Origin of the sequence: Mesorhizobium sp. BAC0120 (genome assembly GCF_033542235.1) — a bacterium.
Taxonomy (GTDB): Bacteria; Pseudomonadota; Alphaproteobacteria; order Rhizobiales; family Rhizobiaceae; genus JAWRCU01.
In genome coordinates this window covers 1-13709 of record NZ_JAWRCU010000021.1, presented here as the reverse complement: position 1 = coordinate 13709, position 13709 = coordinate 1, and the positions used below count along the sequence as shown (strand labels likewise).

At 59.9% G+C, this 13709-nt stretch carries 17 protein-coding genes and 3 pseudogenes; 11 read left to right on the top strand and 9 right to left on the bottom strand.

Annotated elements, in window-relative coordinates:
* Positions 1-72 precede the first annotated feature (72 nt).
* A pseudogene (locus SAZ10_RS29460) lies at positions 73-243 on the top strand (acetolactate synthase large subunit); the annotation flags it as partial.
* Positions 244-294: 51 nt separating this feature from the next.
* On the top strand, positions 295-471 hold the full coding sequence (locus SAZ10_RS29455; RefSeq protein WP_318613022.1) for a hypothetical protein: 177 nt from the start codon (positions 295-297) through the stop codon (positions 469-471).
* A 234-nt stretch (positions 472-705) separates the two neighbouring features.
* Here SAZ10_RS29455 and SAZ10_RS29450 read toward each other — a convergent pair whose 3' ends face one another.
* The 7 genes from SAZ10_RS29450 to SAZ10_RS29425 form a co-directional block, all read right to left on the bottom strand.
* The gene (locus SAZ10_RS29450; RefSeq protein ID WP_318613021.1) at positions 706-936 is read right to left on the bottom strand and encodes a hypothetical protein; all 231 of its coding nucleotides are present in this window, start codon (positions 934-936) and stop codon (positions 706-708) included.
* Positions 937-1399: 463 nt separating this feature from the next.
* Complete coding sequence (locus SAZ10_RS33665; protein ID WP_412535321.1) at positions 1400-1576, bottom strand: ribosome modulation factor; 177 nt, start codon at positions 1574-1576, stop codon at positions 1400-1402.
* A 333-nt stretch (positions 1577-1909) separates the two neighbouring features.
* Positions 1910-2212, bottom strand: coding sequence for a hypothetical protein (locus SAZ10_RS29445; protein WP_318613020.1), 303 nt, complete (start codon positions 2210-2212; stop codon positions 1910-1912).
* Positions 2213-2708: 496 nt separating this feature from the next.
* A complete protein-coding gene (locus SAZ10_RS29440) occupies positions 2709-2918 on the bottom strand; it encodes a cold-shock protein (protein ID WP_318613019.1) in 210 nt (69 codons plus the stop codon).
* A gap of 495 nt (positions 2919-3413) precedes the next feature.
* Entirely contained in the window at positions 3414-3611 is a 198-nt protein-coding gene (locus SAZ10_RS29435; protein WP_318613018.1) for a hypothetical protein, read from the bottom strand.
* 748 nt (positions 3612-4359) lie between these two features.
* Positions 4360-4569 carry a cold-shock protein gene (locus SAZ10_RS29430; protein WP_318613017.1) on the bottom strand — a complete coding sequence of 70 codons (210 nt, stop codon included), beginning with the start codon at positions 4567-4569 and terminating at the stop codon, positions 4360-4362.
* A 230-nt stretch (positions 4570-4799) separates the two neighbouring features.
* Entirely contained in the window at positions 4800-4991 is a 192-nt protein-coding gene (locus SAZ10_RS29425) for a hypothetical protein (protein WP_318613016.1), read from the bottom strand.
* Between the two features lie 138 nt (positions 4992-5129).
* On the opposite strand from SAZ10_RS29425, the pseudogene SAZ10_RS29420 reads away from it, so the two are divergent.
* From SAZ10_RS29420 to SAZ10_RS29380, 9 genes and pseudogenes are all read left to right on the top strand, one after another.
* Positions 5130-5285, top strand: a pseudogene (locus SAZ10_RS29420) (IS1 family transposase); the annotation flags it as partial.
* 486 nt (positions 5286-5771) lie between these two features.
* Complete coding sequence (locus tag SAZ10_RS29415; protein WP_318613091.1) at positions 5772-7223, top strand: ISKra4 family transposase; 1452 nt, start codon at positions 5772-5774, stop codon at positions 7221-7223.
* 287 nt (positions 7224-7510) lie between these two features.
* On the top strand, positions 7511-7765 hold the full coding sequence (locus SAZ10_RS29410; protein WP_318613015.1) for a helix-turn-helix domain-containing protein: 255 nt from the start codon (positions 7511-7513) through the stop codon (positions 7763-7765).
* The gene (locus SAZ10_RS29405; RefSeq protein ID WP_318613014.1) at positions 7765-9090 is read left to right on the top strand and encodes a type II toxin-antitoxin system HipA family toxin; all 1326 of its coding nucleotides are present in this window, start codon (positions 7765-7767) and stop codon (positions 9088-9090) included. The genes SAZ10_RS29410 and SAZ10_RS29405 overlap by 1 nt, the downstream gene beginning before the upstream one ends.
* A gap of 548 nt (positions 9091-9638) precedes the next feature.
* Positions 9639-10457 (top strand): hypothetical protein, encoded by an 819-nt coding sequence (locus SAZ10_RS29400; protein ID WP_318613013.1) that lies wholly within the window; start codon positions 9639-9641, stop codon positions 10455-10457.
* Positions 10458-10568: 111 nt separating this feature from the next.
* Positions 10569-10712, top strand: a complete 144-nt coding sequence (locus tag SAZ10_RS29395; RefSeq protein ID WP_318613012.1) for a hypothetical protein — start codon at positions 10569-10571, stop codon at positions 10710-10712.
* 72 nt (positions 10713-10784) lie between these two features.
* Positions 10785-11303: a hypothetical protein gene (locus tag SAZ10_RS29390; protein ID WP_318613011.1), complete on the top strand. Its 519-nt coding sequence runs from the start codon at positions 10785-10787 to the stop codon at positions 11301-11303.
* Positions 11300-11488 carry a hypothetical protein gene (locus SAZ10_RS29385; RefSeq protein ID WP_318613010.1) on the top strand — a complete coding sequence of 63 codons (189 nt, stop codon included), beginning with the start codon at positions 11300-11302 and terminating at the stop codon, positions 11486-11488. Before SAZ10_RS29390 ends, SAZ10_RS29385 begins: the two co-directional genes overlap by 4 nt.
* A gap of 109 nt (positions 11489-11597) precedes the next feature.
* The gene (locus SAZ10_RS29380; protein WP_318613009.1) at positions 11598-12137 is read left to right on the top strand and encodes a hypothetical protein; all 540 of its coding nucleotides are present in this window, start codon (positions 11598-11600) and stop codon (positions 12135-12137) included.
* Between the two features lie 165 nt (positions 12138-12302).
* Here the strand turns inward: SAZ10_RS29380 and SAZ10_RS29375 are convergent, their stop codons facing one another.
* Positions 12303-12548, bottom strand: coding sequence for a hypothetical protein (locus SAZ10_RS29375; RefSeq protein WP_318613008.1), 246 nt, complete (start codon positions 12546-12548; stop codon positions 12303-12305).
* 29 nt (positions 12549-12577) lie between these two features.
* Positions 12578-13525 (bottom strand): annotated as a pseudogene (locus SAZ10_RS29370) (IS481 family transposase).
* Positions 13526-13709 lie beyond the last annotated feature (184 nt).

The following is a 13709-nucleotide window of genomic DNA, read 5'->3' as shown; positions in this document are numbered from 1 at the left end:
GTTAATCGAGCGAGATCATGAGGGCCGCCAGACCAACCGCCCGCAGGTCAATACTTCTGAAGCCGCGCGCAGTTCGCGAAGGGATCCCGAGTGAGCGCGGTCGAGGATCTTGTTCCAACGCTTGAGGCCGCATTCGCCGATGGCGGCGTCCATCTGGTCGAGGTTCCGATCGACTATTCCGAGAACACCCGTGTTCTGGTCGACGAGTTGCGCAACCGCACGCCAGACGTGGAATGTGCTTGAGACAGCTCCGTGATTCCGGAGCGCAGCATTCGAAATGTGAGGAGATCGACAATGTTGAAGGTCGTCCAGGCACTCGATCGTGCGCCGATCGGGGAGGTCCAGACCGACGATGCCGCCGCGTTGGAGCCCAAGCTGCAAGCCGCCGAGCGCGCCTGCAGGTCGGGTTCCAGCGCCTTCTTCACATCGTCAGAAGTCCATTCCCGGATGAGCTGCTTCGCCTGGGCATAAACAACGGCGTACCCACGCAGCCCATGACCAACCGCTCCGACCATTGCCGCGCCAACTCCGGCGCCGCGCTAGGGGTCCTTGTTGGCAGCTTGGAGATGGGCGTATCAGTTGGCGTTACACTCGGCGCGAGCGTTAGCGCAATGCTGTATCACCCCACCACAACTAGTCGCCACATGACGCGCCGGTAAGGTCTTGCCCTAGCAAAAGCCATGTGCCGGCATTTCTGCGCACCCGCTACGTCGCCTTGATCTTCGCGCGGATGGCTGCAAGCTTTTCTTCGGCAGTCCGGATTTTCGCTATCAGGTCGTCGGTCGATGAAAGCAGGCCGGCGTCGAACTCGTCCTCCAGATTGACAAGCTCAGCGCGCGCGCTCCGCAATTGGTCCAGCAATCTCGCCTGCGCCGCGGACGCCATCGGGTGAACGGCCCCGGCCTGCTGGCGTATTCGCTTTCGGCGAAGTGACATCACGGCACTTTAGGATGATGGTGAGGAATTGCAACGGGACACCAGCTCCGCTACGGTATGGCCCACCAAAGCTGACGCGCCGGCCCTGATGTGCACTTTGCGGGGGTGGGCCGACGCGGCCTCGCTTATGTGGCGGACGAAATTAGCTTAGCACATATCAGCTACGGCCACGCCACGAAAAAGCCTGCTCAAGGCGGGCTTCCTTGCGACGGGGTTTTTGCCGATGCGGCCCGTTGAGGCACGCTTACTGGGCAGGTTGCTGGGTAGTTGCTGGCGGCGTGGCCGGGGGCGTCTGGGCAGCGGGCCGAAAGAGATAGTAGCCGAGAACTAGAACGACCACGACCGCCGCCGCGATGATCCAAATATTTCGATTGTCCAATGTTTCCTCCCTCAAGCGGCCCGCTGGCACGCGCGCCAGCGCTGTAGTTTGGGCTTGCCGGCTGGCCGCGCGGAGATGACGGCATTAGTTCAAGGTCGGATGGTCTTCGTGGTCCACCTTCGCCGCTTCATCCCAGCCCAACAGCCAGTCGCTGTGCTCTCTCGTGTCGAGCTCATATGGACAAGTGGTGCGCGGCTGCCCATAGCGATAGGCTTCAATGCCCTCCGTAAGTGCCCTGACTTCAATTCTTCGCGATTGCATGACCAAAAACTGGCGCACTCGGTATCGACGTCAAGAGCTCGGCCCGCCGTGTCCGCCCCTCTATTTCCGGTAGACCCAAGGCGGTTCATCGTCGGTCAGCGTGATGATCGTCCGGCGGATTGTCTCACTTAGATCCTTCAGCGCCCCAAAATGCTCGGAGCCGCCGTTCTAGCCGTATCGCCTCAGGTCCAGCCTCGCCCGAGGGGGCAGTATCGTTGGAGATCAGGCCGCGGCTCTGGCGGCGGACCAGCGAGTTTCGCAGTTTTAACTACCTCGGCGAATGGCATTCTCATCCAAGCTATCCTCCAATATGCGCATCTAGCCGCATCGGGTCTAAATTAATTCGAAGCAAAAATCGCAGATCAAGTCCGCAACTTTAACCGCTTCAAAATCCGTCATGTGCGCCGCTGTCTCAACAGCGGTAGTTACCATGTCGTCCTGATCAACGGCCAGGAGGTCCAAAATCCTTGCAAACTTAACCTTCAGCTCCGGGTCACCCTGAAACTCATCGATGGTGACTTCGAAAATACTCTCATTCGCTTCGATCAGCCTCGTTTGAATGCTGTCTGATGACGCTGCCAGCGCCCTTATTGCGGCGAAAAAATGCCCTCGCGCCTTGGAATATTTTTCGTCCATGGGTACCGCCGGTGCTGGTGATTGAGGATTTTGGCTTGTGCGCGGCTTACGCTGTGATAGCCGCATCCGGCCTTAGCGTTCCCTTCAGATGCCGCCCTATGATGCTCCGCCCTAAGCTTCTCGAGAGGTTCCGCCAGTCGCTTGCCTCCCTGTGATCGGGTCAGGCGCCGCCACGCCGCTTTACCGAAGTCCGTTTCGGCTTCGGTGTAACAACGGGCTCGGCAGCTTCTTTAGCCAGTCGAGCCAGTCTAAGCCGTTCGGTCTTCGACTCGCGAGCTGCTACCTCTTCGTCCATGATCTCTCGTGCGGCTTGTGTGGTCGCGTCGCCCTTACTTCCTCTAACCGTCGGCTTCGGCCTAAACACGGCCTCTGCAATTGCATTACGCATCATTAGTCATCCCTAAAATCAAAAAGGCCGGGGCGAGCCCGACCTTTCCATAACGCCTCGACAGCCAGTGCCAGTACATCCGTGGTCAAAGACCAGAAGCGACATTCCTTAGGCGGCCTGAAGGTTCTCGGCCGCGCTCTTGCCATTCCGGCGGTCCTGCACGACATCGAAGCTCAGCTTCTGGCCTTCTACGATTGTGCGCATACCGGCACGCTCTACAGCAGAGATATGGACAAATACGTCCGCACCGCCCGTTTCAGGAGCGATAAAGCCGAAGCCCTTGGTCGCATTGAAGAACTTTACGGTTCCAGTGTTCATGACGATTTCCTTTCAAATCGGCACAGAATTTCGCGTCTGGCCACATGCCAAACGTCATATTCGTCGAGATTTGAGGAAGATTGTCGGGCGCCAGAGCGCAGAAACAGTATCAACTGCAAACATCGATAACCGGTATATAGGCTTGAATTGCTCTCAATGCAAGCCGTTCACCTCACCCTGAACACTTCCGGGCATTTGGGAGCATTCTCCCATCCGGGAGATTGGGGTTGGGCAGATCACGACGGGACAAGCGCTCTGACCGGTGCCGGAAGCGCATTGGCGAGAGCGCTTAGGTTGGCGGCCGACTGAACGACCGCTTCGCGCCTTCATGCACGACCCGCTTCGCGGGAGCCGCGAGCGGTGAGGGAAGCGTGATTGTTTGCCCTCGACGTCACGGGCCGGGTAAACCGCGCCACAGGTAAGCGGGAAGGCGGAGTGATCGGGCTCACCTCAGCCCAAGAGCGATACGTTGCCCGAACGCGTCAAGAGCTTCGTTCAGGCGAACCCGATCAGCTGCGCAACTACCTGACCCGCGAGCGCCGCGACAAGCGATTTGATCGGATCGTCACGGCGGCCATTCGGGACGGTATACCGATCCCTGCCGAGACTGTTAACCGTGTCGTCGGGCGATACCCGGACAAGCTGCTGCAGCTTCGCGGGGAGACGGTCGCGAAACGGAAACCATCGTCTCACCGCCAGGGATCGACGGTGGGCTCACGGTAAGGTGCGCAGCTAGAGGGTCGTCCACCTAGCAAGCACAACGTATGTTCCCGCGAGAAGCGGCCCGTGTTCGGATGCTACGGCCCAACCTGCGCCGCTCGTGCCTTCAATCCACTTCCAATGCGTTTCCGGCAAGATCTTCGGACTGGATACGGATTGAAACACGGACCAGAGGTGAGCGCGTTGCGTCGAGCACAATCATCTGAACTTCGCGAGGAATGCGTTCGGCTGAGAACTCTTCGCTTCCGATCGCGCCTAAAGCCCTAACGGCGTTCTTCGAACGCCTTGTCGGGGTTGCTGCGCTCTGTGCCCAGCTGGTCCTCGACCCATCGGCCGTCATCCGTGCAATCAAAATAGAAGCGTGGCATTGCTATCGCTCCGGCGCCAGCGGTCTCGACGCGCCCGCCCTTGGTCAGCTTCAGGCTGAACCTGCGGTCCTCATTGGGTTCTCAGATGGAGATATTCAGGGTCGAATTCTCCAAATGGTATGACGCATCTCGATCGTAAATCGTCAGCTTGTGAGCGTTAAACCAGACGCAACGGCCAGGCACAATCCCAGCCTGTCCCTGCGTTGTCGAAGGGACTCCCCGAAAATGGCTAAAGGACAGAAGCGCAGAAACCGAGATTAACCTTCTATATGATCGGGCTCGGTTACTCGAGAACTCAACCGAAAATCCACTTCGACCGGCGTATCGTGATAGGCCTCGTGGTGAAGTGAAATCTAAATAGCTCGAAGATTGTCAGCGTTGGTTTTGCCCTTACGTGGATCCATAACGACGTCGAAGCTCACTTTCTGGCCCTCAACCAGGCTCTGCATTCCTGCGCGTTCGACAGCGGAAACGTGGACAAAAACATCCGACGAGCCGTCATCAGGGGTAATAAAGCCAAACCCTTTGTTGGGATTGAAGAACTTCACAATTCCGGTTGCCATTTCGACTCCTCCGATGCCGGGATGCGAATTCAACGCTGGCAGGTCGCCATGCACAGGCGTGATCGATGTTGAAGGGAAGATCGTCGGAGGCGCGACGCGCCGGAACAAAGTTCGACTAGCAAGATCGACAGTGCGTTCTAAACGAGATGCGCTTCGGCCACAATGGTTGTCGGCTAAGACGGCCGACAAACCAATCGTTTGGCCCGGACCGGAGTGGGCATTGCAAGCGGCTAGGTCGAATTGGCGTGCTTGTCGAACAGCGCGACCTTGTCGCTATAGGTGATCCGTACCTGTTTTTGGCATCGTACGCATCTGAATCCACTGGTCGTCTGAAACCAGGTTCCCGTCTTCACCAAGGGATGCGCGCAGAACGGGCAATCGAAAGTCATTTCGATATGGAGCAGGCTGGACGAGAGGGTCATCGCATTGCTCCACATCGGCGGGCGGGAGGACGACTCTGTCTCTCTGTCCACGGAAGTACCCGAGAGAGACGATCCAATGATGCGGCGATTTTAACCCCCTCGCGCGGACTAGCAAGTTGGAAATGTTGTGAGCCGAGCCGGACCGCGCTGCGCCTTACCAATGCGTTCTTGAAGAAGTTCGAGAACCACGTCCCCATGGTCGCTCTGTACACCGTTTGGTACAACATGATCCGCGTTCGCAAGACGCTGCGCATGTCGCCCGCGATGGCCGCTGGCGTGACTGACAAGCTCTGGTGCGGGATGATGGACGCTTTTGCGCCGAAGCGGGGACCGCGCGGTCCGTACAAAAAGCGCACCTAATCTAACTTTTTTTATCGCCGAACAATATGGTACTGCCAAGTTCGGCTGTGATGCGGTTTCAATGGCCCATGCCGGACTTGGCCATGGAGCGTCGGCCACCTCGTTCGTGCCGACAAGATCATCGTCGCGGGACAACAGCGCGCGACGATGCAGCGGCTTTGCATCGCTAGGCTGGAAAGCGCCGGCCTCAGCACCCGGTACGCAGAACACCAACTCGAACTCTACGAGGGAACGTTGCGCACCTTCTATCGTCATCGTGCCATGATCCTTGATGCGATCGATCGAGCTGGCGGAAATTCAAACTGAGACACTACCCACGGCCAAGATGACGGAGACCGGTAACTTCTCTGGGGTCGGCCACGAATTGTTAGCACCCGCTGGGCCATCACCGTCGCTTTTGTTGCTGAGAGAGTGATGGCGATGGAGTGGACGATCTCGATCAAGGGAAAGAACGAACTCGGCGACGTTTGTCGTCGGGAAGTCCGGATCGACAAGAGCGATGAACGCCTGCGCGACGGAGATATCGGATTGTCGATCAGCGATGGCAAGAGGATCATGGCCACCCTCCAAAGCGCGGTCGTGAACCTTGAGGCGGAAACCTATGCCCTGTTTCGACGGGTCTGTCCGGATTGCCACACCTTTCGGCCAGTCAAGGACTACACGACGCGCCGAATTCGAACGGTTTTCGGCACGGTAGAGGTGCGCAATCCCCGCTGGATGTTGTGCCGGGATTGCCATCCAGGGATGGACGCAGCGTTCGCGCCGCTCAAGGAAATCTGCCCGGATCGGGCAACGCCCGAGCTGATGGAATTGACGGCGCGGCTCGGCAGCTTGATCCCGTACCGACAGGCGGCCAGCGTGCTCGCTGAATTCTTGCCCGTCGAGCCGACCGAGACGCATGCAACCGTGCGCAAGCGGACGATCAAGGTGGGCGAGCGGCTCGACGATCAGATCACCAAGGAATCGTGGTGTGCGAGAACGCAGATGGATGAGCAGCACCAGCTCGAAATGCAGCTTCCTGGCGATCGACGCAAAGAGTTCGTCGTCAGTATCGATACCGCTCATGTGCGCAGCGCCGATGCAAACTCAGCAAGAAATTTCGAGGTTGTTGTTGCCCGCTGCGGTCGTGGTGGGCGGGGAGATGCGGGCGGCCGGTATTTCACCACCAGCAACACCGGCCAACACGCGATACGGGATCGCGCCGTTCATGCTCTCCGGCGAGCGGGGTATTGCGGCTTTGGCGATGTGGCCGTGATTTCCGACGGCGCCGAGATCCTCAAACGGCTACCTCGTGCGATGCCGAAGCCGACCACGCACATCATCGACTGGTTCCGCATCGCTATGAAGATTCAGCCTATGCAGCAGATCGCGGATCACATGGTTCGATCGCACTCAGGTCTCACCGGCGCGCTCCCGTCCATCGACAAGGACATCAGAGCGGTAAAGTGGCGTCTGTGGCACGGACGCGTGGACCGAGCGATCCGCGACCTCGTGAGGCTTGTAGCGGAATTCAAGACCTGGCAGGAAGAAGGGGCATTCGCCGCCGTGCGCCTTCATAACCTTGGTGCGCAGCTCGTCACCTACATTCGGTCCAACTGCGGTGCGATCATCAATTATGGCAAACGCTACCGCGCCGGCCTTCGCGTCGCCACGACCCTTGCCGAGTCGGCGGTCAATTCGCTGGTGGCCAAGCGGATGGTGAAGAAGCAGCAGATGCGGTGGTCTCAGCATGGCGCCCACATGCTGATGCAGGTAAGAACCGCCGACATGAACGGCGAGCTTCGCGATCGGCTGCGCGCAAGATTTCGGCTGCCAGAACCTCAGGCGCCTTCGCTGTTCAAGCCCAAGCCACCTCTACTCCGAGCCGCGTAACCCCAGAGAAGTTACCGGTCTCCCAGGGGGTGTCTATGAGAAGACCGAAGCCGTTTTTGGCCTCAGCCGCGGACATAGATTTCATCCCCAGGCTCCGGAATCCCCCGTTCCGGACATAATGGCCAAATTGGCCAGAGGGGCAACCTATGATTTCGGCACCTTTCGGTCCATACGCGATCGCGTATATTCCGTCTTTATGCGGAGTCGCGTATAATCTTGTTTTAAACGCGAATGCGTATATTGCAATTTTATACGGAGTCACGTATATTCTTAGCGGAGGTTGCCCCATGAACGAACAGATTGCCCGCACCGAAAAACAGCTAGGCGCCATTCTGCGCCGCGCCCGCAAACAGTACGGCCTAACGCAAGGCGCACTGGGTGAGCAAATCCATCTGCGCCAGGGCACCGTTTCGCGCCTTGAGGCTGGAGAGCCGGCCGTACAGCTCCGGACCCTTATGGAAGCTCTATCAGCCCTACGGCTTGAACTCGTAGTCCGCCCGCGCAGCGAAGCGCGCGCCGCCGATATCGAGGACATATTCTAGTGGCGAGAAAGAAAGCAAACGCGCCTCTCCAGGTCTTCCTGAACGGCCGCCTTGTCGGGCTGCTGCGCCGCGAATCCACAGGCGCCATCGACTTCAAGTACCATCCTGAATGGCTGAGCTGGGAGTATGGCTTTCCGGTTTCCCTGTCGCTGCCTTTGCGCGAGGATCGCTATATCGGCGCGCCCGTCATCAACGTGTTCGACAACCTGCTGCCGGACAATGAGCCGATCAGAAAGCGCGTCGCCGAGCGCGTCGGCGCAGGCGGTACCGATGCCTACAGCCTGCTGACCGCCATTGGCCACGACTGCGTCGGTGCCTTGCAATTTCTCCCCGAAGGCATTGATCCGGGACCTGCCGGACAGATCGACGGGAAACCCGTCTCCGACGACGACATCAGCGATATCATCAACAACCTGGCGAGCGCTCCTCTCGGTGTGGGAGAAGACGAGGAGTTTCGCATCTCGATAGCGGGCGCGCAGGAAAAGACCGCTTTGCTCCGCGTGGACGGCCAGTGGTTCAAGCCCATCGGCACGACCGCGACCACCCATATTCTCAAGCCGCAGATCGGGCAGCTTCCCAACGGGATCGACCTCTCAAACAGTGTCGAGAACGAATATCTTTGCCTCAAGCTGCTCGAAGGGTTTGGCATTCCCGTTGCGAACGTGGAGATCGCTGATTTCGGAGAACGGCGCACCCTGATTGTCGAGCGTTTTGACAGACGGTGGGCCAGAGACGGCCGCCTACTTCGTCTGCCGCAGGAAGACGTGTGTCAGGCTCTTTCGGTACCGCCTACGCGGAAGTACCAGTCCGACGGCGGCCCCGGCATGCGCGAGATTATCCAGCTTCTCAAAGGCAGCGACAGACCCGAGGAGGACATCGCCACCTTCATGCGGGCTTGCATCGTGTTCTGGATGCTCGGCGCAACCGATGGCCACGCCAAGAATTTCAGCATCTTTCTTGATCCGGGCGGTCGCTTTCGCATGACGCCATTGTACGACGTGCTGACCGCGCAGCCGAGCCTTGATGCCGGCCAAATCCAGCGCAAGAAATTCAAGCTGGCCATGTCAGTCGGAAAAAGCCGGCACTACCCGGTACTCGACATCATGCCCCGTCACTTTGTGCAGACGACCGACATTGCCGGCGTCGGCAAGCCTCTCATGCGTCCGATATTTGATGACTTGGCCGCGCATACGCAGCGCCAGGCCGACGAGGTATTCAACGCGCTGCCCAAAGGCTTTCCTCAGCAGCTCATAGAATCGGTTCGATCAGCAATCGAGGCGCGATCCTCTATCCTTGCCGACACGAAAGATGCCGCTCTGGCTTAGGCGCGCAGTGCGGTCAAGTGGGAGGCTTTGCTGTTTCATGCGGCTGCGCTATGGTCTCGCTTGAGGGTGATGCGGTCGCCGTTGTGCGAGCCGCCAGGGGTTTCGCCAGCCAGCCTTCCGTTGCCGCCGGCACGCCTGGCCCTTCAGCCGGCTTGGGAGGTATGGGCGTGGGCAGCGTTCATCGGCTTCGCAGGCCTAGGCGCTTGGCCGGGATGCTTCGGCACGATCCTGTGATACGTCTCGGGGCGCTGTCACTTGGAAGAACCCCAAGTAAATGCCATGCGACATCGGTCACCACGCGCTCTGTCGTCCTCCTCGACGATCCTGAAGAAGCTCTCTGCGTCGCCAAAGGAAAACCAGTGGCGAGGCCGCTGCAGGAACTCGGCCGGAGCGAAAGCTCGCCGCAGCGCCGGATGCCACTCGATCGGGGTCCACCACCTTAAAGGGCAGGGGAGGGGCAAGCACCACCACCCGCCCCTGCCCCGGCCGTAAAGCGCAAATCCGGCCCATCCTTCAAAATCTCGCCCGATCTGCCATCAGATCGGCCTTTGCCTGCCGAAACCCTTGAAATCTTCGATTTCGTGCTAAACTCATGGCCCATGACCAACCCAAAGCGCCATCCACAACGCCGCTCCCTCTGGGGAAATACAGATCGCGCCGCCGACGACACCGAAATCGATGCGCGGGCGCAAACCCTGTCGGAGGAAGAGAAGCAACGCGCGCGGCAAGCCTACGAAAACGAGGCCCGCCAACGCGCTGCCATGTATGCCGACGCCGCCCAGCGCGCCGCAAAAGCGGCGCAGATCTCCGACACCGACCGCAATGCGCCAGAAGCCGCCAACCCCGACCCCGACGAAATTCTTGCAAATCTTGATCGTGATAGGCTACTTTCAGAGCTGGAGCAAATAAAGAAGAAGAACAAGATTATTAACGAGGAAAAAGCATTTTATAGAATAGCTTTAGCAATACAGGACGTGTTTGAAGAGGCACAGCTTGATGAAGCGCAGCGCCGTCAACTACTTACCCGCATTTTCAGGGCCTTTGCCGCGCCACAGATTGTCCTTCCGCAAACCGCTCCGGAACGGTATGCCGACCGCGCCGATCGATCCGAAAACGCTGTCGCTTTCATCGGCCGCGTCTACCAGCCCTGGCTCGGCAAGGGCTTGACGCAAGCTCATCTCGGCCGCCTCGACAAGCAGCTCTACATGGCGCTGCACAATTGGCTGCGTCACAACCCATTGCCGCCTGACCTCGATCTGCCCAAGAAGTCCGAAGTCGTGTCGCGCCAGGTCGCTTCCACCGACCCCGCAATGATCCGCGAAGCCCGCCGCCTGGAAACGGCCACCCGCCGCCGCAAGACGCCATAAAAAATAAGTATACAAAAAATGTTGCGTCGATTCTTGTAATTGCGCCGAGCTCTCCTATTTTTTCCTTATAGGCTGGCGGAGAATCCGCCAGAACAGTGGGAGGGAACCACCATGGGCGTGCTGCTTTTCGCAATCCTGGTCCTGCTTACACGGTGGACCACGCTCGTCACGTACCTGCCTGCCGACGCCCAAAGCGGCATCGGCCTGGCCCTCGTGCTGACCGTCATCTTCGGCGGCTTCGCCGCCAAGTCGTGACCCATACCGGGCCGGTATTTCCGGCCCGTCCGCCGCATACGCCGTTCCAACACGATGCTCCAAGGAGATCGCATGAACGCACAGCAGCGCCCGAACATGCCTCCGATGCAGCCGCAGCAGTTGCCGACCGCGCTCACGCGCTTTGTCGGCCTGCTGAGAGCGCTGAGGGGGACCGCAATGACGGCAGGTGTCCTTTTAATCACCGCCGAACTGGTGCTGCCGGGACCAGTCAAGCCTTCGCAGGTGATGGGCGGTTTCTACGGCAAGATCGTCGCCGCAGAATCCAAGGCCGCGCAGGACACGCTTGCCGCTCAGACCCGCAAGGGTGCTGAAGCCCAGGCCTTGCCGCCGGTCGTCGCCCAAAGAATAGACCATTCGCTCGAGGTCCAGACCGGCATCGCCAACCTGGCCGACCTCGCGTGCATCGTCGGACAGTTCATGCCGCGTGAAGATCCGGAAAATCCCGATCTCTCCGCAGTTGGTGAGAAGCTGCGCACCCAGGCCTGTGGCCTTGGCGACGCAATGCGCACCAACATGGCCGAGACGCTGCGCCAAGGCACCGTCCAGCAGGACCAGGGAGCACAGCAATGAACGACCAGACGCGCAGCGCCGCCAAGCGCCGCGCGTCTTTCGCGCGCGCCGAGAGGCTTGCCCGCGAGGCCGCCAACCAGACGGAGCGCAAGACCGACGCTCGCTCCCGGCACGACCAGTCGAACTCCACCGCCCATCGCCTCAAGCAGGCCATCAAGGCCGAGCGGCGCCGCGACGCCCCGTAAGATCTCCAACCACGAAGCGCGCAAGGAAGAGCAACGCCGGATCGAACGCCAGAAGGCCGACGAGATCCGCCGGCAGGACTCGCTCAAGGCCGCCCTGCGCCGCGCCGAAATGGCGCGCAAGCAGACCGAGCAGCGCCGCATTGAACGGCTGCGCGCCGCGACACAGCGCGAATTTGCCCGCAAGGCCGAGGACCGCGTCGCCGCGCAAAAACAGCTCGACCAACAGCGCCGCGAGGCCGCCCGCCGCGACGCCCAGAAGCGCTACGACGCCCGCCACGACCAAAGCCGGGAAAAGGCCGTGCTTCAGGCAAAGGAGCGCGAAAAGCGCCACCTCGCCGATCAGCAGGCCGAACACCGCCACCAGACCGACCGCCTGCGCAAACGGCACGTGATGGAAACGCGCTCGCACAAGGACAATGAGAACGCCGGCATCGCGCTGCACGCCCGCAAGGTCCAGAACATCGATCTCGCCGAAGCGCGGGAGCTCAAGGAGCTGGCCGCGCACAACCGGTCGCTCAAGGGCCGCATCACCAAAATCTGGTCCGCGGGCCCGCAAGGCGATGTCCTCGGGTCGGGAAGATGGCACGGTGGTCTCCTCCTCTCACTTTCGCAGATGAGAAGGCAGACAGGCGCGTTGCGCAGGGCCTAAACTCGCAACGCCATCGGTAACGGCTTGCCCATCGCGGTTCTCCCTCAAACCGCAGGGAATCACACCAAACCCTCAATGGGAATCCTGAATCACGTCAGACGCGACGTGCTTTAGAAAAACTGGAAGCGGAATAGCGGCGAAGCCGGACCGCCGCTTTGTCGTGAGCTATCGGTGGGAGCGCTCCTCGCGCAGAGCCTTCCCGACGCTGTTCTGTTCCTCCCCGACGTCGGGACGGTTCAGCGTGACCGTGCAGCGGATCAGGAAATTCCAGTCGGGACCGTGCTCGATGATGAGGTGAAGGTCCGATATCTCCTCGAAATAGTGCTCGATGCTCTTCGGGTCTTTGTCGGTGCGATATTCGATGACCGCCTTCCAGCGCTTGTCACCATGCAGCGAGACGACGTTGCTCATTCGGTTTCCGTGGTCGGCCACCGGGCCGACTAAGTGTTTAGTCCCGGCATTTGATGGATTGGATCGAGCCTGAAGCGTTCGGGCTCGTTTGTCCAGCATCTGCAGATGTATTCGTAGGGTGTGAGACCGTTGAGGGTCTTCAGCCGGCGGGCGAAGTGGGCGGCGATGAAGTCGGCCAGATGGCTGCCCAGCTAGTGGTGGTCGTCGTAGTGGAAGCGCTGGACCGTGGCTTCCTTGATGGTTCGGTTCATCCTTTCGACCTGGCCGTTGGTCCAAGGGTGCTTGGTCTTGGTGAGCCGGTGCTCGATGCCGTTCTCGCGGCAAACGCGGTCAAAGATGTGCTCGAAGGCAAGTCGGTCCTGTTTGCGATTGGTGAACTGGATGCCGTTGTCGGTGAGCACGGTGTGGACCGCGTAGGGCAGGGCCGCCACGAGGTTGCGCAGGAACTGTGCGGCGGCCATCTTCCCGGCCTTCTTATGCAGCTCCGCGTAGGCGAATTTCGAGGTCCGATCGATGGCCACGAAGAGGTAGAGCCTGCCTTCGGCCGTGCGGACTTCCGTAATGTCGATGTGGAAGTAGCCGATCGGGTAGCGCTTGAACTTCTTCTTGCCCGGCTTGTCGCCCTCGATCTCGGGCAGGCGGGAGATGCCATGGCGCTGCAGGCAACGGTGCAGTGCTGACCGCGTCAGATGCGGGATGGTTGGCTGCAACGCATAGAGGCAGTCATCGAGCGGCAGCAGCGTGTGACGCCGAAAGGCGACGATCGCGGCTTCCTCCTCCATCGACAGGACCGTCGAGCGCGGCTCCTTCGGCCCGGTCCGGCGGTCGGCGACGGTGTCCCGGTTCTTCCACTTGGCGACAGTCTTCTGATTGATCCCGTAGCGTCTGGCGAGCTGCCTTAAGCTCTCTTGACTATTTTGTATTGCTCGACGGATCGCCTCAGTCGTGGTGGCGCTGCTGTGAAGAACCTGACCCATAGTGCATCCTTCCATTCTTGGGAAAACAATGCACCATCAAACCCTGGGATGAAACACTTAGAAGGTGATGCTGGTCAGGACGACCACAGAAGCGTGCCGACCAAAGGGATGACCACCCAGACGGTCGGATCCGCGTTCCGGCGGGCGAGATAGCGCATACGAGTGGTTCCCTGGATAAGCGACG

Bases quoted from the DNA above. Each gene is read 5' to 3' on its own strand.
- SAZ10_RS29450 (WP_318613021.1), bottom strand. From the start codon at position 936: ATGTCACTTCGCCGAAAGCGAATACGCCAGCAGGCCGGGGCCGTTCAC.
- SAZ10_RS29455 (WP_318613022.1), top strand. From the start codon at position 295: ATGTTGAAGGTCGTCCAGGCACTCGATCGTGCGCCGATCGGGGAGGTC.
- SAZ10_RS33665 (WP_412535321.1), bottom strand. From the start codon at position 1,576: ATGCAATCGCGAAGAATTGAAGTCAGGGCACTTACGGAGGGCATTGAA.
- SAZ10_RS29425 (WP_318613016.1), bottom strand. From the start codon at position 4,991: ATGACCCTCTCGTCCAGCCTGCTCCATATCGAAATGACTTTCGATTGC.
- SAZ10_RS29440 (WP_318613019.1), bottom strand. From the start codon at position 2,918: ATGAACACTGGAACCGTAAAGTTCTTCAATGCGACCAAGGGCTTCGGC.
- SAZ10_RS29430 (WP_318613017.1), bottom strand. From the start codon at position 4,569: ATGGCAACCGGAATTGTGAAGTTCTTCAATCCCAACAAAGGGTTTGGC.
- SAZ10_RS29445 (WP_318613020.1), bottom strand. From the start codon at position 2,212: ATGGACGAAAAATATTCCAAGGCGCGAGGGCATTTTTTCGCCGCAATA.
- SAZ10_RS29380 (WP_318613009.1), top strand. From the start codon at position 11,598: ATGGCGCGCAAGCAGACCGAGCAGCGCCGCATTGAACGGCTGCGCGCC.
- SAZ10_RS29395 (WP_318613012.1), top strand. From the start codon at position 10,569: ATGGGCGTGCTGCTTTTCGCAATCCTGGTCCTGCTTACACGGTGGACC.
- SAZ10_RS29390 (WP_318613011.1), top strand. From the start codon at position 10,785: ATGAACGCACAGCAGCGCCCGAACATGCCTCCGATGCAGCCGCAGCAG.
- SAZ10_RS29385 (WP_318613010.1), top strand. From the start codon at position 11,300: ATGAACGACCAGACGCGCAGCGCCGCCAAGCGCCGCGCGTCTTTCGCG.
- SAZ10_RS29415 (WP_318613091.1), top strand. From the start codon at position 5,772: ATGGAGTGGACGATCTCGATCAAGGGAAAGAACGAACTCGGCGACGTT.
- SAZ10_RS29410 (WP_318613015.1), top strand. From the start codon at position 7,511: ATGAACGAACAGATTGCCCGCACCGAAAAACAGCTAGGCGCCATTCTG.
- SAZ10_RS29375 (WP_318613008.1), bottom strand. From the start codon at position 12,548: ATGAGCAACGTCGTCTCGCTGCATGGTGACAAGCGCTGGAAGGCGGTC.